This window comes from Mesorhizobium sp. CNPSo 4671 (assembly GCF_057784245.1).
The window spans coordinates 1-20,987 of the sequence record NZ_JBWLUW010000013.1 but is presented as its reverse complement, the minus strand read 5'-3'; the positions used below and the strand labels follow the sequence as shown (position 1 = coordinate 20,987).

Genomic DNA, 20,987 nt, shown 5'->3' with positions numbered 1-20,987 from the left:
GCCCGGCTGCGCCGGCCCTTGACCCGCCCGGACGGAGAGGCGGCCGCAGGGGAGGGGTCATGAAGGGCTGAAGATGATGGGCATCCACGAGGGTGCTGCGCGCTCAGGCCCGACGAGGCTGTGAAGGAGCCCGCAAATGAACCCCCTTTTTCCCAATCGTAAAGTCTATCAGGGCATCGCCGACCGCCGGCAGATGTTTCGCATGTTCGATCGCCATGCGCAGCGCCCAAACCGGGATCACGGCGATGCCGGATCTCTTTATAGCGGGGAGTGGTTTGAACTAGGCCGCGGCGAGCACGACTACATGCTGGAGATCCTGCCACCGCTGTGGATGCGTGGCGAGATGTTCGCGCTGCGCGAGTTCCTTACCGACAGCATCACCAGCGTCTTCTACACGCTGCGCATCGACGGCAAAATGCGTTACTTCCATGCCTATTGCGACCTGAATGTCTCGCGGTCGCCTGCCGAAATGCGCGATGCCATCGTCGAGCGCGAGTCCTGGCCGGTGAAGGCGATGACGCGCGAAGAGCGGCTGGAGCATATCTGGAGCGCCACGCACGACGAGTATCGCGGCTATGCCGGGGACCGCTGGCTGCCGGAGCATCGCGGCAAGCGCACGGTGCTCTGCTATGGCGGCCGGCAGGGCGCCATGCCGAAGTTGCTCGACGAGCTCACCGATGATGAGATCGCGGCGAAGCTGCCGGTGCATCTGCGCCACCTTCCCGCCGCCGTTGCCGCGTGAGGGGGAAGCGATGTTCACTTTTCCCATTCTTGCAGTTCGCAAGGTCGTCGAGCGCGGAAAAACCGATGCCGCCAACAACGGCGGTTTTCGCAATCCCTATTATGGCCTCAAGCCCGGCCAGGGCGAGATCCCCGGCCTATGGCTGGTTGGTGACGAGGGCGTGTATGTGCTTTCGAACGGCAAGCTCGCCGAAGGCCAGAAGGCACTCATTTGCTATTCCGAAGAATGCCACCCGATCGGCAACCCCGACTGGTTTCACTACAAGCAGCGCCATTTCGGCGGTGACGACGGCATCGAATTCATCGACGCCGAGCAACTGATCCCGCTGTTCGATCGCAACCTGCGCTGCACGCACCTGCGCGTGGAACTCACCGAGACCGAAGTCTCGCTCTCGCTGATCGCCCGCTAACCCCAGCAAACCTGCCAGCTCTTTCAGCGGACGTGAACGCCGTCCGCGTGATCGTGCTCGCCTCAAATCCAAGGAGATTTCCATGGCTCATGACGACCCCTTTACCATCGACCTGTTCGGCAGCACGGCCATTTCTTCCGGACTTGGCCTTGGCGTCACGGCCTTCGCGGCTGACTTCGGGCCGGGCGATGAAGATGATCCCGATTCTTCCACGCCTTCGCCGGTCACGCCGGCGGTTGCAGCCATGCAACCGACGTCGAAACCTGGGCGGGCTCATGGACTGAACTTTCATCTTGCCGGCGACCGCGGGCTGGCACGTGGCTGGAAGGATCGAGCCCGGGACAACATCGCTTCGATCAGGCTCGCCGCCGAGATCGAGGCCGACGCGCGTCCTGCCACGCGGGAGGAGCAGGAGCGGTTGATCCGGTTCACCGGCTTTGGCGCGTCTGACCTTGCCAATGGTGTCTTCCGCCGTCCCGGCGAGCTCGGATTCCGTAAGGGATGGGACGACATCGGCTCGGACCTGGAAGATGCCGTCGGTGAGATCGACTATGCCTCGCTCGCGCGCTGCACCCAGTATGCCCATTTCACGCCTGAGTTCATCATTCGGGCGATCTGGTCAGGCCTCCAGCGTCTCGGGTGGCGCGGCGGTCGGGTTCTTGAACCTGGTGTTGGAACAGGCCTGTTTCCGGCGCTGATGCCGCAGTCCCTGCGCGGCGTCTCCCAAGTCACCGGGATCGAGCTCGATCCCGTCACCGCGCGTATCGCGCGGCTGTTACAGCCGCAAGCGCGGATCATAGCCGGCGATTTCGCCCGCACCGACCTGCCGTCACATTTCGATCTTGCGATCGGCAATCCGCCGTTTTCGGATCGAAGGGTGCGCTCCGATCGGGCGTATCGGTCGATGGCATTGCGGCTGCATGACTATTTTATCGCGCGCTCCGTCGACCTGTTGAAGCCGGCGGCATTCGCCGCCTTCGTCACCAGCTGCGGCACGCTTGATAAGGCGGACACGACCGCCCGCGAGCATATCGCGAAGTCGACGGACCTGATCGCCGCCATCCGCTTGCCTCAGGGCAGTTTCCGGGCTGACGCCGGCACGGATGTCGTGGTCGACATCCTGTTCTTCCGCAAGCGCAGGATCGGCGAGCCAGAGGGCGACCTGTCATGGCTCGACACCGAAGAAGTTCGGGCCGCGACCGCGGATGAGGGCGCGATCCGCGTAAACCGCTGGTTCGCGCGCCACCCTGATTTCGTGCTCGGCACGCATGCCACGATCTCGGGGCCTTACGGCGAGGCCTATTCCTGCCTGCCCCATCCCGGCGTCGATCTGGAGCGAGCACTCACCGCAGCGATCTCCCTCCTTCCGGAAGCCATTTACAACGGCGAGCCGGCCAAGATTGATCATGAGATTGCTCATGACGCCGAGGACAGCGCCGATGCCGTCGATGCCCGGCCGCAAGGCGACGGCGTGCGCGAGGGCAGTTTCTTCGTCGCGAAAAATGCCGCCCTGGCGCAGATGATCGATGGCGCTGCCGTCACCATCACCGTGCGCAACGCCCGGGCGGGCGAAGGCGTGCCCGAAAAGAACGCGCGGATCATCCGCAAATTGATCCCCATCCGTGATGCCGTGCGTGAAGTCCTGAAGGCGCAGGAGTTCGACCGGCCCTGGAAGCCGGCCCAGGTCAGGCTGCGCATCGCCTGGTCGAATTTTGTGCGCGCCTTCGGCCCCATCAACACGACCGTCGTTTCCACCAGCGAGGACACCGAGACCGGCGAGGTCCGCGAAGTGCATCGCCGGCCGAACCTCCAGCCCTTCCTTGACGATCCCGATTGCTGGCTGGTGGCTTCCATCGAAGACTACGATCTTGAGACCAATACCGCCCGGCCGGGTCCGATTTTCACCGAGCGCGTCATCGCGCCGCCAGCAGCACCCATCATCACAAGTGCCGCCGATGCGCTTGCCGTCGTGCTCAACGAACGCGGCCATGTTGATATCGATCACATCGCCGAGCTGCTGCACGCCGATGCCGAAGCAGTCATCGCCGAACTCGGCGCCGCCATCTACCGCGATCCTGAGACCGGTTCCTGGCAAGCGGCCGACGCCTATCTCTCCGGCCAGGTCCGCGACAAGCTCAAGGCCGCACAAGCCGCCGCCGCCCTCGACCCCGTCTTCGAACGCAATGTCGGTGCCTTGGTCGAGGTTCAGCCGGCCGATCTTCGCCCTTCCGACATTACCGCGCGTCTTGGCGCACCATGGATTCCCGCCGCCGATGTTGCCGCCTTCGTCACGCAGACGATGGGCGCCGAGATCAGGATCCATCATATGCCGGAGCTGGCATCGTGGACGGTTGAAGCGCGGCAATTGGGATGGATGGCGGCCGGCACGTCCGAATGGGGCACCGATCGCCGTCATGCCGGCGAGCTCCTGGCCGACGCGCTGAACAGCCGGGTGCCGCAGATCTTCGATACGGTGAAGGAGGGCCAGGCTGAAAAGCGCGTGCTCAATGTCGTGGACACGGAAGCCGCCAAGGAAAAGCTGCAGAAGATCAAGACCGCTTTCCAGAACTGGGTCTGGTCCGATCCCGACCGGACCGACCGGCTGGCACGGGTCTATAATGACCGCTTCAACAACATCGCGCCCCGAAGATTCAACGGCGATCACCTGCAACTTCCAGGCGCCTCCGGCGCCTTTTCTCTTTATCGGCACCAGAAGCGCGGGATCTGGCGCATCGTGTCGGCCGGCTCGACCTACCTCGCCCACGCCGTCGGCGCCGGCAAGACCATGACGATTGCCGCGGGCGTCATGGAGCAGCGCCGGCTTGGCCTGATCGCCAAGGCCATGTTGGTCGTTCCCGGCCATTGCCTTGCACAGATGGCCCGCGAATTTCTGGCGCTCTACCCGACCGCCCGCATCCTCGTCGCCGATGAGACGAATTTTTCTTTAGCCAAGCGACATCGCTTCCTGTCGCGTGCGGCGACCGCCGCTTGGGACGCGATCATCATCACGCACAGCGCCTTCCGCTTCATCGGGGTGCCGTCGGCATTCGAGCAACAGATGATCCACGACGAACTGGAACTCTACGAGACGCTGCTGACCAAGGTCGAGGGCGACGACCGCGTCTCGCGCAAGCGTCTCGAGCGGCTCAAGGAGGGGCTGAAGGAACGGCTGGAGGCGCTGGCGACCCGCAAGGACGACCTGCTCACCATCTCCGAGATCGGCGTCGACCAGATCATCGTCGATGAAGCCCAGGAGTTCAGGAAGCTCAGCTTCGCCACCAACATGTCGACGCTCAAGGGCGTCGATCCGAACGGCTCGCAGCGGGCCTGGGACCTTTATGTCAAATCCCGGTTCGTGGAGACGAAGAATCCAGGCCGGGCGCTGGTGCTGGCCTCCGGCACACCGATCACCAACACGCTTGGCGAGATGTTCTCGGTGCAGCGCTATCTCGGTTACCAGGCGCTGCTTCAGCGCGGCCTGCACGAGTTCGACGCCTGGGCTTCGACCTTCGGCGACGTCACGACTGAACTCGAATTGCAGCCATCCGGCAAATACAAGCCGGTGACCCGCTTCGCCACCTTCGTCAACGTGCCGGAGCTGATCGCAATGTTCCGCTCCTTCGCGGATGTGGTGATGCCGCAAGACCTTCGCGAATATGTGAAGGTGCCGGCGCTTTCGACCGGAGCGCGTCAGATCATCACCGCCAAGCCGTCCGCGGCCTTCAAGCGCTACCAGATGGTGCTCGACGCCCGCATCAAGGCCATCGAGGAACGTGACCGCCCGGCGGAGCCTGGTGACGACATCCTGCTCTCGATTATCACCGATGGCCGGCACGCTGCTATCGACCTGCGCCTGGTCGATCCGGACAATGACAATGAGCCGGACAACAAGCTCAACGACCTGATCGGCAATGCCTTCCGTATCTGGCAAGAAACGGCGCAAAGCACCTATCTCCGCGCCGACGGCAAGCCGTTCGAACTCGCGGGCGCAGCGCAGATGATCTTCTCCGATCTCGGCACGATCAGCGTCGAGAAAACCAGAGGCTTTTCGGCTTATCGCTGGATTCGCGACGAGTTGGTGCGCAGGGGCGTTCCGGCATCGGAAATTGCCTTCATGCAGGATTTCAAGAAGGCGGAGGCCAAGCAGCGCCTGTTCGGTGATGTGCGGGCCGGAAAAATCCGGTTCCTGATCGGCTCCTCCGACACGATGGGCACCGGCGTCAACGCGCAGCTCCGCCTCAAGGCGCTGCATCATCTTGATGTGCCGTGGCTTCCCTCCCAGATCGAGCAGCGTGAAGGTCGTATCCTGCGGCAGGGCAATCAGCACGATGTCATCGACATCTTCGCCTACGCCACGGAAGGATCGATGGACGCCCAGATGTGGCAGAACAACGAGCGCAAGGCCCGGTTCATCGCGGCAGCCCTTTCTGGAGACACGTCCATTCGGCGGCTGGAGGATATCGGTGAGGGGCAGGCCAGCCAGTTCGCGTTTGCCAAAGCGATCGCCTCGGGCGATCCGCGTCTGATGCAAAAGGCAGGTCTGGAGGCAGACATTGCCCGCTTGGAGCGCCTTCGCGCGGCCCACATTGATGATGAGCACGCCGTTCGGCGGCAGATCCGCGATGCCGAGCGCGATATCGAATACGCGACCAGCCGCATCGGCGAGGTTGGCAAGGATATCGCGCGCCTCGTGCCGACGACCGGCGATGGGTTCAGCATGGTGGTCCGTGGCGACGCGTTCACGCAGCGCAAACTCGCCGGTCGCGCTTTGATGAAGGAAATCCTGACCCTCGTGCAGAACAGGCAAGAAGGCCAAACCACCATCGCCTTTATCGGCGGGTTTGATTTCAGATATTCCGGCGAGCGCTTCGGCAAGGACGGCTACCGCTATGCCAGCATGCTGATGCGCACCGGCGCCGATCATGAAATCGAGATGCCGGTGACCACCACGCCGCTTGGCGCCGTCGCCCGGCTCGAGCATGCCTTGGCTGGCTTCGAGGGCGAGCAGGTACAATACCGCCAGCGTCTTGAGGATGCCGAGCGCCGGCTCACCTCCTATCGCTCGCGTCAGGGCGGCGAGTTCGCATTCTCGGGTGAACTGGCTGAGAAGCGCCGGCAGCTTGCGGACATCGAGACCGATCTTGCGGCTTCGATTGATGGCCAGGATCCGCGTTCAGCCGCATAGCAAGTTCGATACAGGGCCGATCATTGTCAGCCATGACTGGCGGCAAAGGTAAAGGCCGCTCGGGTGCAGGCGATGCAGGAGGCGCCCCGAACTGCTTACCCATGTTGATGCCACGCTTCTGTAATTCTCGGCTCCGACCAGCCAGACCACATGACGTAACGTCAAAAATCAGCTAACTGGATCATTGCGGCGGACCTGATTGGACCGTCCGGCCGGCGTCTGCCAGAGCCCCCCGCAAAAGCAGGCGCCGGCCTTTTAGCGCTTGAAAGGCGAGCAGTCATATCGTTTCGTCTTGTCCCCATCCAGACACGAGGCAGTTGCGATGGACGACACCAAAGCCGGCGCAAACGACACGTCCGTTGAGATAGTCGAGGCCATGGGCGAGTGGTTCGTCCGTGTTGTTGGGGGCGGGGAAGAACTTACCCGATCATTCGTCCTGGAATCGCTCGCCCTTGCCTTCGCGGAAGGCCAGCGGATACGCCTGGGCCTTAAGGACTTCAAGCGGATCTGACCCGACTTCCGCTTTCGCACCATAGCCGCCTAAATTCAGTTTGATATTGATCCGTTGTGCGACGGCCCTATGTCGTGCCGATCAACTTCCGTTCTTTACAATCAGACGGCAGGACTAAAGTCTTGCAGCATGCAAGCAAAGGTCTGACGTAACCGCTTTGGTTCCTTACTTGTCCGTTGGACGTTCCGTTATTTTAGCTAATCGGCATATAATAGATCGGTCACTTAGATGGCTGATAGGTCGTCAGCTTTATTGGTCTACGGCCTACTGCGGCCAAAAAGAAAGCATCAATTTCGGCATGGCTGCCGCCCAGCACCGCAAAGCCGGCCGCCATCATTGGCTTAGAATAGATCAGGTCCGGTTGCGTACTGGACATTGCTCAAATAGAGATGGGACAAATCAGACAAAAGGACCGACACATTGACAGAAGAATCCGACCACCTCCCCGCCGAACTAGCCGAGCTTACTGCGGAGATTGTATCCGCCTACGTAAGTAAGAACCCTATACCGGCTACCGGCCTGCCTGAACTGATCGCATCCGTGCACAAGTCTCTGTCCGGGCTTGGTACGCCGATCGCGCCTGTGGTTGAGCCGCAAACTCCCGCAGTCAACCCGAAGAAGTCGGTGACGCCAGACTTCATTATCTGTCTCGAAGACGGCAAGAAGTTCAAATCCCTGAAGCGTCACCTTAGCACGGACTTCGGGCTGACGCCGGACGCCTATCGCGAGAAGTGGGGCTTGCCGCGCGATTATCCGATGACGGCTCCGAATTACGCCGCTCAGCGCTCGCAACTGGCAAAGTCCATTGGGCTTGGGCGCAAGGCTGAACCCGTCGCACCAGCCAAGAAGGCACCTGCGAAGCGGAAAGCCAAAGTGTCCGCCACCACCTGACGCTACGCAACGACTTACCTATGTCAAGGCGCGGCGGATACCAATCCCGCCCGTTGCCGGCGCCATGCGGACAAGCTTCAGCGAGGGCGCCGGCCTTTGTTCTCAGCGTGGCGGAACTCGCCGGGCGAAGAAACCCCAGCCACCTCAAGCCCGGCGAGCCTACACCTGATCAAAGTACGATCAGGACCGGGATCAACCGGCACCACGTCCGAAGCAAGAGCAATGCCAGCACTTCGGTCCCGAAATGGGACAATGCCTTGGTTTCCCTACCAGCTGGGTCACGGAGCCGCAGCGCCAAGACAGAGAACCGTCGTTCCGCTTATCGCCATGCCCCGGTCTTCGTCGCAGGGTTTGAGGAAAGGAAAACGGAGGAAGAATAAAACCTGCTCGCAGATCGGGCGGGCCGCTGACGCTGGCGCTCAACCGCGCCGCTCGCGATCCCGGCCGCGTCGTCCTGCGCAGGGCTGTTAGCCCCGCTCGGCCAGCCGGGCAGGGATGCTCGGCCGCGGTTGCACCGGCCCGCCCGCTCCGCGGGCCGGGGGATGTCTTCGGGAAGAAGACGAGGAAGGACGCAGCGATCAGCGGCGTCCGCAAACCCCTTGAAGGAGCATCTCCATGGAACTGAAGTTTGTCGATCCGCGTGCGCTGAAGGATAACCCCGACAAGGCGCGACGTTCGAAGTCGAGTCCGCAGGCCGACGCGCTGCTGCTGGCTACCATCCGCGCCGTCGGCATCGTGCAGCCACCTGTCGTGGCGCCGCAAGCGGATGGCGGCAACAGCTATGTCATCGACGCCGGGCATCGCCGTGTGAGGCAGGCGATTGCCGCGGGTCTGGAAGAAATCGCCGTGCTGGTGATCGATCGCGCCGAGGATGGCGGCGCCATGCGCTCGCTGGCCGAGACACTGGCGCATGAGCAGCTCAATCCCGTCGACCAATGGCGTGCGATCGAGCGACTGGTCGCACTCGGATGGACCGAGGAAGCGATCGCCGTCGCTTTGGCGCTTCCCGTCCGCCAGATCAGGAAGCTGCGGCTGCTCGCCAACGTACTGCCGTCCATGTTGGACCAGATGGCCAAAGGCGACATGCCCAACGAGCAGCAGTTGCGCACCATCGCGTCGGCTTCGCTTGATGAGCAGAAGGAGGTCTGGAAGAAGCACAAGCCGTCCAAGGCCGATCCCCAGGTGTCATGGTGGAGCGTGGCGCAGGGCCTGACGAAGCGCCGCATGTACGCGCGCGATGCCAGCTTCAGTGACGATCTCGCCCAGGCCTACGGCATTGCCTGGGTCGAGGACCTGTTTGCTCCGGCCGACGAGGACAGCCGCTATACGACGGATGTCGAGGCCTTTCTTGGCGCCCAGCAGGAGTGGATGGCAAACGCTGTGCCCAAGCGTGGCGTGATCGTGGAAGCCGGCCAGTGGGGCGAGCCGAAGCTGCCGGCCAAGGCCGAGCGTGTGTACGGCAAGCCGTCGAAATCCGATCACACCGCCATGTATCTTGACCGCGACGGCAAGGTGCAGTCGGTCGCTTACCGCATGCCGGCGGCCAAAAAGTCCAAGCACAGCAATGGCGACGATGTCGAGGTCGATGGCGATGATATCGTCGTTACGGCAAAGCCGCGTCCGGACGTGACGCGCAAAGGCATGGAGATGATCGGCGACCTTCGTACCGACGCACTGCACGAGGCCCTGTCGCGCGCACCGATCGAGGACGACACGCTGATGGCGCTGCTCGTTCTCGCTTTCGCCGGTCAGAATGTGACAGTGGCATCGGGTGCCCGCGACATCTCGTATTACGGGGCGGCAGGCCTCGGCGAACATGCCGCGCGCCTGTTCGACCAGGAGGGCAAGCTCGCGTTCGACATGGACACGCTGCGTATCGCCGCGCGGTCCTTGCTGATCGACGTTCTGTCCTGCAGGGAGAATCGCTCGGACAGCGGCGTTGTCGCCCGTGTCGCCGGCGACGTCATCGCCGCCGACAGCTTCCTGGCCAACATGGGGACGGAGGATTTCCTGTCATGCCTGTCGCGGCAGGCATTGGAAGCCGCTTGCGCGGATACATCCGTCTTGCCCCGTCAGAAGGTCAAGGACACCCGTTCGGCCCTGGTCGAGCACTTCAGGGAAGGCCGCTTCGTCCACCCGTCGGCGCGGTTTGCGCCCACCCCGGAAAAGCTGACCTCATGGCTGAAGACGAACGAGGCCAGGCAACAGCCCGAGGACGACGGCACGCCGGATGACCAGGACGAGCTCGACGGCGATAATGGTGTCGAGCCCGCGCATGACGACGTCGGCGAGGACGCCGCAGCACGAGACGAGGACCTCGCTGACGAACAGATCGAGCCATACAAGGTGGCCGCCGAGTAGGCGGCTGCGCCTTGCCTTTTCCTCCAAACGATCATTCCGCCGCCGGCACATCACCGGCGGCGGTTCTGTTTCCACCATCAGCACCACGGAGAAAATTATGTCCGCCCAATTGATCTATGACCTTGTACCACTCGGTTCCATCGTGACTTATTCCGACGGATCCCCACGCCCGCCAGAGCGGCATCGCAAGAAGCTCGCGGCCTGGGAAAATCGCAACAGTGGCGGCCGCCTGATCCGCAAACGGGCCGAGGCCCGCGTCGGCAGTACGACGCTGCCCGCCTCGATCACCCTGCACAAGGGTGACTATGGCAGTCAAGGAACCATTGTGCTGCGCGTCCACCAGACGTTTTCGGTCAACAGCGACCTGAGGTTTTCGGTCAAGGAGCGGCCCGCCATCGGCGCGGTTCTCGTTCTCGATGGCGCTGGCGACGATGCCGAGCTTGTCCATCTTGCCGCCAATCGCAGGGCGGCCGAGGAATGGCTTACCCGCCACGGCTATCCCAACGCCGTGTTGCAGCAAGTCACGGCCGACACCGCAGCGCCGGAAGCTGTGGAGGGGAGGACGGCACCATGACTGCGCCGACTTCTGACACCTATGTTCTGCAAACTCCCGGTTTTCCGGGAGTTTCTTTTGGCCGAAGCCCCGATGGGCTTTGCGTTGCCCTTGTCGGTGACCACGCCTTCGCCATGGTTCCAGCCCGCGATGGCCGGCACTATCTTGTCACGGGCTGGCGTATCCGCCGGTCCATGGCCGAATGGACGCGCGGCGATTTCTACGGCCATGCCGGTGAGCTTGCCGATGAGGCGGCGTTTCGCGCGCGTGTCGAGGAGAACGCCCTCCACCAGCAGCAGCGCGCTGCTCTCGGGCGTCGTGAGATCCACTCGCGTGCCCACACGCCGTGGGGAACGTCGCAGGGAGCGACCGTCTATGCCGAGGGCGTCGTGGCCCACTCAACGGTAGGCCATGGCGGGTTCCATCTGTCGGCGGAGCGAAATCGCAACGTCCATGAGATGCTCCGTGCCAATGACTGCTGGTATGAAGAGGACTGCCATTGGGCGGCCGTCGCCCAAGCCTTCCCCCAGCTCTTCACGGACTTCGAGAACGCTTGTGCGGAAAAGTCGATACGCGACTGGTACCCGGATGCCTGGGAGGCCATCCACGAGAGGGTGCTCGAACCCGGCCAATCCGAGAAAAAGGACGAGCGGGCATTTTTCGAGAAGCATACCGATGACTGGGTCGTGGTGTCGGCGATCCGTTCCGAGCACGAGGCCGGTTTCACCGAAGTTATCGCGACCCCTGGCGGCAAGCGTGGACCGGGCACTGAGGAACGTCGCTTTCTCGTTGGGACCGACGAATACCAAGTCGGCCGCTTTGTATTCGTCATCGATGTCGCGCGCCATCGTGTCTATGGCGGGCCATCGAGCTTCATGGATTGGCAGGGGAGGGACGCATAATGTCTATCCCTGATCGCCGCACACAGCTCTTTCGCATGGAGGAGGCTCGGCGCCGGACACAGCGCCAGCTCGATATGATCGACCGGCAGATCATGGGGCGGATGACGGCGATCATTCCGGAGCTCAAGCTCCAGCGTATCGGCCACCGACGCCGAAGCCCTGCTGATGCCCGGGGCTTTCTCGAAAGCTATCGATCGAACCTCGCAGCGATCACACTGGAGAGACAGCACGAGATCGACGCGCTCTCACGCAAACTGGCCAGGCAAGATGCTGCTATCAAGGCACTGCGTGCCAGACTGTCACCGACCTGATCCGCGCCTGATACCCCGGCCTGCTTAGCGCTTGCGGGCGAACTCCGTTCGCAACACCTGCCCCTTGATCGCATCATGCCGGCAATCGATTTCTTCGGGATTGTCGGTGAGCCGGATCGACTTGATCACCGTGCCCTGCTTCAGAGTCTGACCGGCACCCTTGACCTTGAGGTCCTTGACGAGGACGACGGAGTCGCCGTCGGCGAGCACATTGCCGGCGGCATCGCGCACTTCAATTTTCCCGGCGGAAGCTGCGATGGCAGCCATCTCCGATGCTGGTCGCCATTCCCCTGTCGTGTCATCGTAGACGTAGTCGTCATTCTGATCGTTCATTGCTGCCCTCATTTCGGAGTTGAACACGCTACGCTGTCTGCCCGACATGGGAACAGGCCAAAGAGGCGATCCGCAGCGGCGGACCAGCGGAGCTCATCTATACCGGCAGGAATCGAAGTTCAAACCGCGTCCCTCGCGCAGTCTGGCGGGCAGGCGGATCTTGTGGCCGCGGGAATTGAACACTGCATTTCCTTGTGGATGCCGATATCCGAATTCATCCCTTGCCGGTCGTCCCGGCGGGTTTGCTGCGGTCTGAACCGGCGGCTGTCCGCTTCAAGGCCGCTATCGCGCCGCGGGGCGGCCGGCCCCCGCCGATCTCGGCAAGGCAGGCCCGCGTCCCGCGCAGGGCCAGTGAAGAACTGACCCCGCTTGTCCGCAAGCCAACCTTGCTCGCCTGGCAGGCTCCGGACCCTGAAGCGTCCAGCTTCCGCCGGTTCCTTTTGACCGCACCCGCAGGGAAGACCGGCAGGGGCCGGAACACCTGAAGGGCATCGCTAGAAGGAAAGCTCAATGTCCAGTTCACCCCGCTCCACCAAGACCAAGGCCCGCCTCGGCCAGCTCCGCAAGGGCACCACCCTCGAAATGGTCCGGCTCTGCTGCCCGGATGGCCACCAGGCCACCCTCATTTCCGAAAGCTTTGGCCTCTCCGTCCTCGACAGCGACGGCATCCGTGAATTCCACGAGCGCAGCCTGTCCGATGGTGCAGACACACTCTCCGAAGGCCTTTCCGACAAGGCGATGCAGATCCACCTGCAGAGGATCGTCGGCTCTTATGTCGGCTCCGCCTTTGGAGCAGGCCAGTTCTACTCGAAGGCCGTCACCGAGGCGAGGGATGCCACGGCCAGGTTCGCCAATGACACCCGCGACGAGGACATTGACGGTCCGGTCGGCTTCGACAGCAAGGCCCAGCGCAAGCGCGAATTCGCCGCTGAAATGGGCCTTCAGGCACACGCGCTGCGCATGGCGGCCGAGGGCGCCGTTGCCGCCTACGAGCACATCGTCGGCGAGAGCTGGAAGCCCTACGAACGCCAGACCGAGAACCCCGGCCAGACCGTCAACCGGCAGGCAGCCGATCTCCAGATGGCGGCCCTCGGCTAACTGCCATCGGGCGGATCTTCGGCTCCCGCCCGATCTTCTCACACTGAGGCTGGTTTCCGTTCGGGAACCGGCCTCTTTGCGTGGGCCAAAGGCACCGAACTCAAAGACGGACACGGCAAGTCATTAAGGCCGCGCCAATCGCGGCCGTCACGAATGATGGTCCTGCTCCGGTCCTCGTCCCGCGAAACGGCTGCGCCGTCCTCCACTGACGTTGCGGCCCGCAAGCGATGGTTCTCAGCTTCCCCATCGATCCTACGCGGGTTCGCGCACCTACGGTCCTGCGCATTCGGACCTCGTGACGGCCGCGATTGGCGCGGCCTCGAATGGAGGTCCGGCAAATGGACAGGAAGAGCAACAAATCCCGCGTCGATATCTACGCGAAAATCACCGATCGCATCGTCGTGGATATGGAAAAGGGCGTGCGTCCCTGGGTCAAACCTTGGAGCGCCGCGAATACGACCGGTCGCATCACACGCCCACTCCGTCATAACGGCGTACCGTATCAGGGGATCAACACCCTGCTTCTTTGGTCGGAGGCGGTTGCGAGGGATTTCGTGTCCCCGACCTGGATGACTTTCAAGCAGAGCGTCGAGCTGGGCGGTCATGTCCGCAAAGGCGAGACCGGTTCGATGGTTGTCTACGCCAGTCGCATCGTACGCACAGAGACCGATGCCCAAGGCGAAGAGGTCGAGCGCGGAATTCCGTTCCTCAAGGCCTATACGGTGTTTTGTGCCGACCAGATCGAAGGCTTGCCCACGCAATATTACGGCAATCCCGCGCCGGTGTCCGATCCGGTGGAGCGGATCAAACATGCGGATGCCTTCTTCGCAAATACCGGGGCCGTCATCCGCCACGGTGGCAACGAAGCGTACTTCAATGCGGCTCTTGATATTGTGCAAATGCCGCCGTTTGCGAGTTTCCGCGACGGGCCCGGTTACTATGCGACCCTCGGACACGAAATGACTCATTGGGTTGGGTCGGAAAAGCGGCTTGATCGCAACCTCTCCCGTTATCACAAGGATCGCTCCTTCAGGGCCCACGAGGAACTTGTGGCAGATCTGGGTGGTTGTTTCTTGGCGGCCGATCTCGGCATCGTTCCCGAGCTCGAGCCGAGACCCGATCACGCAAGCTATCTTGCGAACTGGCTCGAAATTCTCAAGAACGACAAGCGCTTTATTTTCGCCGCGGCCGCGCATGCCCAGCGGGCGGTCAACTATCTGCATGATCTCCAGCCGAATGCGACACAGATCGCGGAGGCGGCATGATGTTGCATTCTCCGATCGATGTCGGGGGGGGTGGTGCGGAGCCATCCCCCATCCGCCTTCGTGTCCTCGCCTTGGCACCAATCAGTTTGGGTAGTAGCCCGGCGTGCCGATACAGATTAGCCGACCCGTTCCGACGTCCAGCCCGAGATGGGCATTTCCATGACCTTGGCGGCCATCTATCTTGAAGGCGCAGACGCCGGACCCCGGAGTTTCGCAAGTCGGCCAGTGTCACTGACCGAAGTAAGGCGGGTTGCCTCCCTTTCCGGCTCTTTCGTTATGCAATGGCGCCTGTCGGGAGCGTCAGGTTTGATGGCGCCTCACCTTGGCTGCGGTTACGGTGATCATGCCGGTGGATTCGCCTGTCGTCTGACCGGCGGTTTCATGGAAAGGCGCACCATCTGCGTCCTCGATGGGGCTGGTCTGACCGAAGGCCGTCTTCGCTTCGCTGCGCCTCGTTCTTAAACCCGCAACAGCCGGTCGCGACTTTCTTCCCCTGACGGCTGCGCCGTCATTCCGCGCGGAACAAGAAAGCCTCGCCCTGGCTGCCCTTCACTGTCGTTGCGGCCCTAAGGACCACCCCATTGCGCACGCGCAATGGAGACCCCGGTGGGTGCGGGCCGATCGCCTCCGGTCCATCGACCGCCATCGAGGTCGCGGTGGTCGCGGCCCGAGAAACTCAAGGAGACGACAAATGGCTACCATCGGCACATTCACCTCAAACGGCAACGGTTTTTCCGGAGCCATCAAAACCCTCAACCTCAACGTCAAAGCCAAGCTGATCCGCGTCGAGAACCCTTCCGACAAAGGCCCCCACTTCCGCGTCTACTCGGGTAGCGTCGATCTCGGAGCCGCCTGGCAGAAGGTCTCCAACGAGGGCCGCGACTATCTCTCGGTCAAGCTGGACGACCCGAGCTTCCCCGCTCCCATCTACGCCACCCTGATCGAGGTGGAAGGCGAGGAAGGCCTGCAGCTGATCTGGTCTCGTCCCAACCGGGACTGATCGCCTCGACGAGGGCTCCGCCGCAAGGCGGGGCCTTCGGCCGTTCCCAAACCAAGCCCGCATGCCGAACGAGAAAGCCTGACGAAGCGATGGCTGCGGAGTAGGGGCTCGGCTAGTGCCGTCTTCTGGTCGCGTCTCAGTTGGGCTAAGTCGTTGTGAGGAGTCCTGATCGCCTAGGGCGACCTGAAGGCCTCCTATTCAGTTTCATGCGAAGAGGCTTCAATCGCCAGCACATCCAAGGCCTCAATCTCCTGCATCACCTTTCCGGCGATACCTTGCAAGTCGCCGTACATCCCGACGGTCGACTCGATCACGCCTTGGATTTGAGCCTCCCGCTTGGCCCAAAGGCGTGTCGTGGCCTTGCGTTCCCTGGCGAGGTCCGCCTGCATATCGGAGAATTTCTCCACGATCGCTTCGACGCGATGGCGGAACCGCGGACCGGTCAGATAGCCATAGACCTGTTCCATTTTGGTGGCCTGGCCGTCCTGGGCGAGGCGGGAGTTGGCCAGCTCGATCAGGGATTGCCGAAGCATGATGGCGATCGGGATCGCGCATTTGGGATGGGCGACATAGACGCCGTCCATAAGATCGAAGGTTTCCACGCCGGGAGGCAACGCTTCCGAGATCATTAGCGCGATATCCGCTTTCGCGGCTCGTTGATCTCCCCTGAGCTTCCCAAGCCAACCTTGGCTCCAGTTCTTGGTGCGTTTCGATTCCCACAAAATGGCGCCGCATGGCTGGCCGGCCGGTCCGACCACGCGGTGCAGGACATCTCCGCCGAACTCGCCCTTGGCGACCGGCTCGATGATGTCCACCGGGAACCGGCTCGCAATGAGGGCCTCGAGCTCAAGCTCGAGGACCTCGCCCTGCAGCTGCTGAGAACCCTGTTCCGCACGGCGCTTCAACTCCTCGATCTGGCGCTGCATGCCGGCGATCTGTTCTTCTTTTTCGGCAACCTTCATCTTGAGTCCGTCTTCGGCTTCGGACCTCGCCTTTACGCGAACGGCGTCCAATCCTTCCTGGATCTTCCTTTCGATGGTCAGCGCCATCTCCCGCTTTTCATCGTCAAGCGCACGCTGCTGTTTAAGGAATTCGGCCTGTTGCTGCTGGGCCTCGGCGAGCTTTTCGTCGCGCGCCTTCAACGTCGCTTCCAACTCGGCAAGCTTGTTATCCCTGTGCTCGAGGTCTACCGAAAGCAGCAATTTTGCCTTGCGGGCTTCCTCGACCGCGATTGCGGCACGCTCAAGCTTGATTTGCTCAGCGACCTGATTGCCTATGTCCTCTTTGGCGGCGTCGAGCGCGGCCTGCTCGCGTTTAAGCTCTTCCTCCCGAGCCGCCATTGACGCGTTGCTCTGCGCCAAGCGCCGTTCATAGTCCTCGCGGGTGGCGGCAATCAGCGGCGCCGCAAGCGACTCGTTGAGCTTGATCTCCGTTTTGCAGCTTGGGCAGCTGATTGTCGGTTCATTGAGAATCCTTGGCTGGACAGTCATTTGGCGCGCTGACTCACTGAGGGCTGATGTAGTCTCAGACTATATATTACCGCTCTCTTTTGTAAAAGAACAAAGAGCGAACAAGAGTGTTATCCCCAGCGCAAGGACGGAACGCCTATTTCGTCGCCAAATCCCCGCAAAACGGCACGGTGAATCCGCCGTCTTCCACGAATGACTGTTTCTCTTTTGCGATCGGATCGGCATCCCGCGGGAACTTGACCCGAGAATGAAATCAAACACGGGTTGAGGCTGACTCAGCGCTGTCGTCTGCTGGGCTGCCGGAATCCTTGCTGCGGCTTCGGCCTGCCCGGCCTTGTGACGGCAGCACCGACGCACGGTCCGGCTGGACCTCGCGGCAGCTTTCGAGTGGCGAGCTTCCACTAGCGCCCGCATTTCTCCGGTATTGCGGCGATACATTCCTCGAGCCGCTCCAGGCGGGATTTCGCAATGCCAAGGTCATTCCCGGCGTCGAAACGTCGATGGCGCCCCTGTGGTGTGGTCTCAATGAGGTTTCGCTCAAGTTCGGCAATGTGCGCACGCACCTGTCGGGCATCGTCCTGACGCAACGCCTTGATCCATCCCCGCCCGCGCATCAGTCTTCCTGACCACCCCGAAAGTCCTGCCCGAGTTATGCCACCGAGACCCTAATTTGCGGCAAGCCGAAACAGTCGAAATTTAACTTCCGCTAATGCGCATTCATCCGGTGGAGCGGGACTGGGATCGGGTGAAGAAGCTCTACCGGCCATGCTCGATTGAACTCGTGCCCTTGGGCGCGAAGAAACACGTCTATCTGAACCTCTGGTAGGCCTCAAACTTCGTATGCGGAATGATCGTTCGATAGAAGGTCATCAATCGCTCACAGAGATGGTAGCGATCATCGGGTGAGGCTTGGACGCGCTCCCTGGGGATAAACCACTCTGGCTCTTGTGGCTCATTCAGATAGGAAGGGCGAGGCAGCCTGACGAAATAGCCGTCTTTCGTCTCTCTGACATCGCGCGAGTCTATCGGATGGCAATCTTTGTTGCCGCAGCAATCATATTGCAGAACCGGATCAGTCTTGCCGGTGTACCAATCGTGAGCATCCGCATTGCCAGCCAAGACAATCCACGCCAGCGCGATACGTCATCGTGGCCGTCTCATGACATCCCCCCGCATACTTCATAGAATATATTAGCAAAGTCTAATTGTCATCCTGGAGCCGCATGCATGCGGTCGCAGCCGCCAATTGTTCAATCGCCTACGCCAATGCGTCGAAACAGTCCGGCAAGATACGGTGGCGACGGGATTGTCGCGGGCCTTGATGCGAGGGCATGTCGAGCAGTTCTTGTTCTCAGTCGCAAGCAAGACGATGCCTTCGCGCCGAGGCGTGCCCATGAAAAGGCGGGAGAGTTGGGCTGGTATGTGGATAATCAGAGCTGGCGTCTTGCCGATTGCGCGAGCCTGCGCTCACTCTCGCCGCCATGGTGGCGGAGCATGTTGAACTGGCCTTGTTTGAGCAGTCACTCGGCAATATCGAGGGCCTCAATCGACCATTCGGCGATCGTGTGGCTGACGCCGCGGAAAAAACTGGCGGTTCTGTTCTGTTTGATGTTCGCGTCGACGGCGACAACTGCGTTCAGCGGATGGCTGCGATTGGATATGGCGTGACCGGCACAGCAGTAATCGTGATGGGGAAGAACGGACAACTTGGATGCATCGGTAAGTAGGGACACCGCCCTTTTGGTCGCGGCATTGGCTGCCTGGAATGCGTCTGCGCTGAGCGAGCAAGCCAGGGTCGACCACCGCGAAACGGCCAGCATCCTGCTAGCCAGGCTTCAGCTCAGGTCACTTCGCCCGTTTCTAGCCGCTCCGAATGGCGTTGATTGTCGACCGGCGGCTGCGTCGCTGCGATTGAGGATAGCCCAATTTGGCTGGCGCCCGGATTCTTGCTTGTCGTTTGACGCGGCATGCTTCATCAACATGCGCTTTGCCGAGCGATGGCTTTTCGCGAGACGCGACTATGTTCTTTCGTTGAAAACTCACTCATCAGCGGCGTTCGATGCGTGCGTGTAGCTTGGGGGAGAGTGGGGACGCTTGCAGATCTTGGACAGAATCGATTCACTGATAGACGCAGACGATTGTCGAGCCGCGATCGAAGAAGCGCGCGCCTTGCTGCTGCAATTCCAACAAAGGTCTGATGCGCTCACACATGCGATCGACGACTTTCTGCTCGATCTGATGACGCTGGCTTTCATTGTTGAATGTTACGGGCGCGGCTTTGAACTTCTAGCGCGAACGCTTGCCCGTAGAAGATTGGCAAAGGTAAGGCTTTTGTCCGAAGGGATCGGTTCCGCCAGGGCGAAATGACACCCAAAGCCTTATGAACCAGGCGATCGGGCGGCCTGCCATTCAATGACGTTCGGATCCCCCAAAAAATAGGGCCATCGGAAAACCGAGGCCCTTTAGGTGTGAAGGTCAAAACCTTCAGAGGGGAACAGCTGATACGATGGAATGGGAGGAGACCATCGCGTGCATCAGCTATAGGCTTATTGGCTAAAAGTTGTGCGATACGCAAACACTATTTGTGCAATGCAGCTATGCTGGAACGCAGGAGTAGGACGCCTGCTACCGACGATTCTGAGCGTGAACGGGAGCGCTTGCGCCAGCGTTTTGACCATGGCGCGCTGGGGCTCGCGTCTTCCCTGTCGCATATGATGAATTTGCGTTCATACATCGATCGGGGCGAAGGCGATGTCCCTTGAAGTGGTGCGCTTCCGATCGCGTTTGCCCGTCAATGCACTGCCAGCTTGGACAAGGGAAGCGCTGTGAGCGTCTTGTTGACGACTTGCGGAGCTGGCGCCAGGTGGAGAGGTGTCGTTCGTCCACTCGCTCCTCAATGGCCGCCAGCATCCAGCCGACACAGGCAATGTCGCTCACCGCCCAAGATGCCAAGCATGGAAGCAGTAATCATCGCTGCCCTCGGCACAAGCCGAAGTCTTGGTCGCTGCAGCCCGGCCGCTTTTGCCGGATCCGGCAAGTCGCTTGTGTGCCCGCCGCCGTCCTGACCTCCCGACAGACAAAAGATCAAAGCCAGAACGGCGGCGACGGTGGCATAGAGGAACAGGGATCGTGACAGAACATGGCGGGAACTTTTTTGGCCCAGCGCATTAGTTAAGGTCGCATGCGCGATGTCATCACCATGCTGGTCGACGACAAAGTGGCGGCCGGGTGAATTGTCGAACGTCTCAACGGTTCGCCGAGAATTTCGTCGTGCTCCTGACAATCTTCGCTGTCAACTCCACCTAACCTATCGCCTGACAAGTGCCCGCCGACCTCTTGGTGCATAGCCTGACGCCCATATACCTCACAGAGACGGCCTCCTTTCTGGCCTCTTCGTCGAGGAGGGGCGAAGCCGTCACCATCGTAGCGTCAGTCAGCATCATGCTTGCGCAATAAATTGTTTCGGTCGGGCCAGAGTTAGTTCCCGAATGAAGGTAACGGTCCTGCGGAGCGTTTGTTCGAGCGACGGCTAAAGCAGGCCAAATTGGCGAATAGAAGCCGTTTCATGACAGGTTATGGGGCGGCAATGTCCGTGCGATTTCAGAACAAGCGAGCCGTTGACGCGGTCGCGATAGGATTCTGGACTTTCCGTTTGTTTTGGGCGCATTCTTGCGCCGGGGAGAAGGGGCTTGGACAAATCCCGCTACGATGATCGGTCGGGGCCGTGGCGCAAACGTAATGGCGCAGGACGCCCGCTCGCACGACGCTGGGCCAGCGTGCCGATGCGGCTGGTCTTCGTGACGGTGGCTGCGACTTCCGCGCTGGTGACGCAGTTTGTCATGCACAACAGCGGGGCGCTGCCGGAAATCAATCTGCAGAACTTGGTAACGTCGCGACCGGTAGCAATTGCTGGGGTCGCATCTGTCATCGACGGCGACACGATCGAGATCCATGGCC

General features: G+C 61.4%; 15 protein-coding genes and 2 pseudogenes. 15 read left to right on the top strand and 2 right to left on the bottom strand.

The window, feature by feature from the left end; translation table 11 throughout:
- Positions 1-136: 136 nt before the first annotated feature.
- From AC04SF_RS29485 to AC04SF_RS29445, 9 genes are all read left to right on the top strand, one after another.
- Positions 137-742 carry a DUF1419 domain-containing protein gene (locus tag AC04SF_RS29485; protein ID WP_488480638.1) on the top strand — a complete coding sequence of 202 codons (606 nt, stop codon included), beginning with the start codon at positions 137-139 and terminating at the stop codon, positions 740-742.
- Between the two features lie 10 nt (positions 743-752).
- A complete protein-coding gene (locus AC04SF_RS29480) occupies positions 753-1,151 on the top strand; it encodes a DUF3085 domain-containing protein (RefSeq protein WP_488480637.1) in 399 nt (132 codons plus the stop codon).
- An 82-nt stretch (positions 1,152-1,233) separates the two neighbouring features.
- The gene (locus AC04SF_RS29475) at positions 1,234-6,336 is read left to right on the top strand and encodes a helicase-related protein (protein ID WP_488480636.1); all 5,103 of its coding nucleotides are present in this window, start codon (positions 1,234-1,236) and stop codon (positions 6,334-6,336) included.
- Between the two features lie 322 nt (positions 6,337-6,658).
- The gene (locus AC04SF_RS29470) at positions 6,659-6,847 is read left to right on the top strand and encodes a hypothetical protein (protein ID WP_488480635.1); all 189 of its coding nucleotides are present in this window, start codon (positions 6,659-6,661) and stop codon (positions 6,845-6,847) included.
- A gap of 420 nt (positions 6,848-7,267) precedes the next feature.
- The gene (locus tag AC04SF_RS29465) at positions 7,268-7,738 is read left to right on the top strand and encodes a Ros/MucR family transcriptional regulator (RefSeq protein ID WP_488480634.1); all 471 of its coding nucleotides are present in this window, start codon (positions 7,268-7,270) and stop codon (positions 7,736-7,738) included.
- Between the two features lie 615 nt (positions 7,739-8,353).
- Positions 8,354-10,099 (top strand): ParB N-terminal domain-containing protein, encoded by a 1,746-nt coding sequence (locus AC04SF_RS29460; RefSeq protein ID WP_488480633.1) that lies wholly within the window; start codon positions 8,354-8,356, stop codon positions 10,097-10,099.
- Positions 10,100-10,196: 97 nt separating this feature from the next.
- Complete coding sequence (locus AC04SF_RS29455) at positions 10,197-10,673, top strand: hypothetical protein (RefSeq protein ID WP_488480632.1); 477 nt, start codon at positions 10,197-10,199, stop codon at positions 10,671-10,673.
- A complete protein-coding gene (locus AC04SF_RS29450) occupies positions 10,670-11,554 on the top strand; it encodes a DUF7007 domain-containing protein (protein WP_488480631.1) in 885 nt (294 codons plus the stop codon). The genes AC04SF_RS29455 and AC04SF_RS29450 overlap by 4 nt, the downstream gene beginning before the upstream one ends.
- A gap of 74 nt (positions 11,555-11,628) precedes the next feature.
- Positions 11,629-11,865, top strand: coding sequence for a hypothetical protein (locus AC04SF_RS29445; RefSeq protein WP_488480630.1), 237 nt, complete (start codon positions 11,629-11,631; stop codon positions 11,863-11,865).
- Between the two features lie 24 nt (positions 11,866-11,889).
- On the opposite strand, the gene AC04SF_RS29440 is transcribed toward AC04SF_RS29445, so the two are convergent.
- On the bottom strand, positions 11,890-12,198 hold the full coding sequence (locus tag AC04SF_RS29440) for an alkylphosphonate utilization protein (protein WP_488480629.1): 309 nt from the start codon (positions 12,196-12,198) through the stop codon (positions 11,890-11,892).
- Between the two features lie 510 nt (positions 12,199-12,708).
- On the opposite strand from AC04SF_RS29440, the gene AC04SF_RS29435 reads away from it, so the two are divergent.
- From AC04SF_RS29435 to AC04SF_RS29425, 3 genes are all read left to right on the top strand, one after another.
- Positions 12,709-13,296, top strand: a complete 588-nt coding sequence (locus AC04SF_RS29435) for a hypothetical protein (protein WP_488480628.1) — start codon at positions 12,709-12,711, stop codon at positions 13,294-13,296.
- A gap of 338 nt (positions 13,297-13,634) precedes the next feature.
- Entirely contained in the window at positions 13,635-14,561 is a 927-nt protein-coding gene (locus AC04SF_RS29430) for an ArdC family protein (RefSeq protein WP_488480627.1), read from the top strand.
- Positions 14,562-15,252: 691 nt separating this feature from the next.
- Positions 15,253-15,561 carry a DUF736 domain-containing protein gene (locus AC04SF_RS29425; protein WP_023819777.1) on the top strand — a complete coding sequence of 103 codons (309 nt, stop codon included), beginning with the start codon at positions 15,253-15,255 and terminating at the stop codon, positions 15,559-15,561.
- 194 nt (positions 15,562-15,755) lie between these two features.
- Here the strand turns inward: AC04SF_RS29425 and AC04SF_RS29420 are convergent, their stop codons facing one another.
- The gene (locus AC04SF_RS29420; protein ID WP_488480626.1) at positions 15,756-17,051 is read right to left on the bottom strand and encodes a DUF2130 domain-containing protein; all 1,296 of its coding nucleotides are present in this window, start codon (positions 17,049-17,051) and stop codon (positions 15,756-15,758) included.
- A gap of 1,460 nt (positions 17,052-18,511) precedes the next feature.
- Here AC04SF_RS29420 and AC04SF_RS29415 point away from each other — a divergent pair.
- The 3 genes and pseudogenes from AC04SF_RS29415 to AC04SF_RS29405 all read left to right on the top strand — a co-directional run.
- A pseudogene (locus AC04SF_RS29415) lies at positions 18,512-18,894 on the top strand (hypothetical protein).
- 230 nt (positions 18,895-19,124) lie between these two features.
- Positions 19,125-19,397, top strand: a complete 273-nt coding sequence (locus AC04SF_RS29410) for a hypothetical protein (protein WP_488480625.1) — start codon at positions 19,125-19,127, stop codon at positions 19,395-19,397.
- A 1,322-nt stretch (positions 19,398-20,719) separates the two neighbouring features.
- Positions 20,720-20,987, top strand: a pseudogene (locus AC04SF_RS29405) (hypothetical protein); the annotation flags it as partial.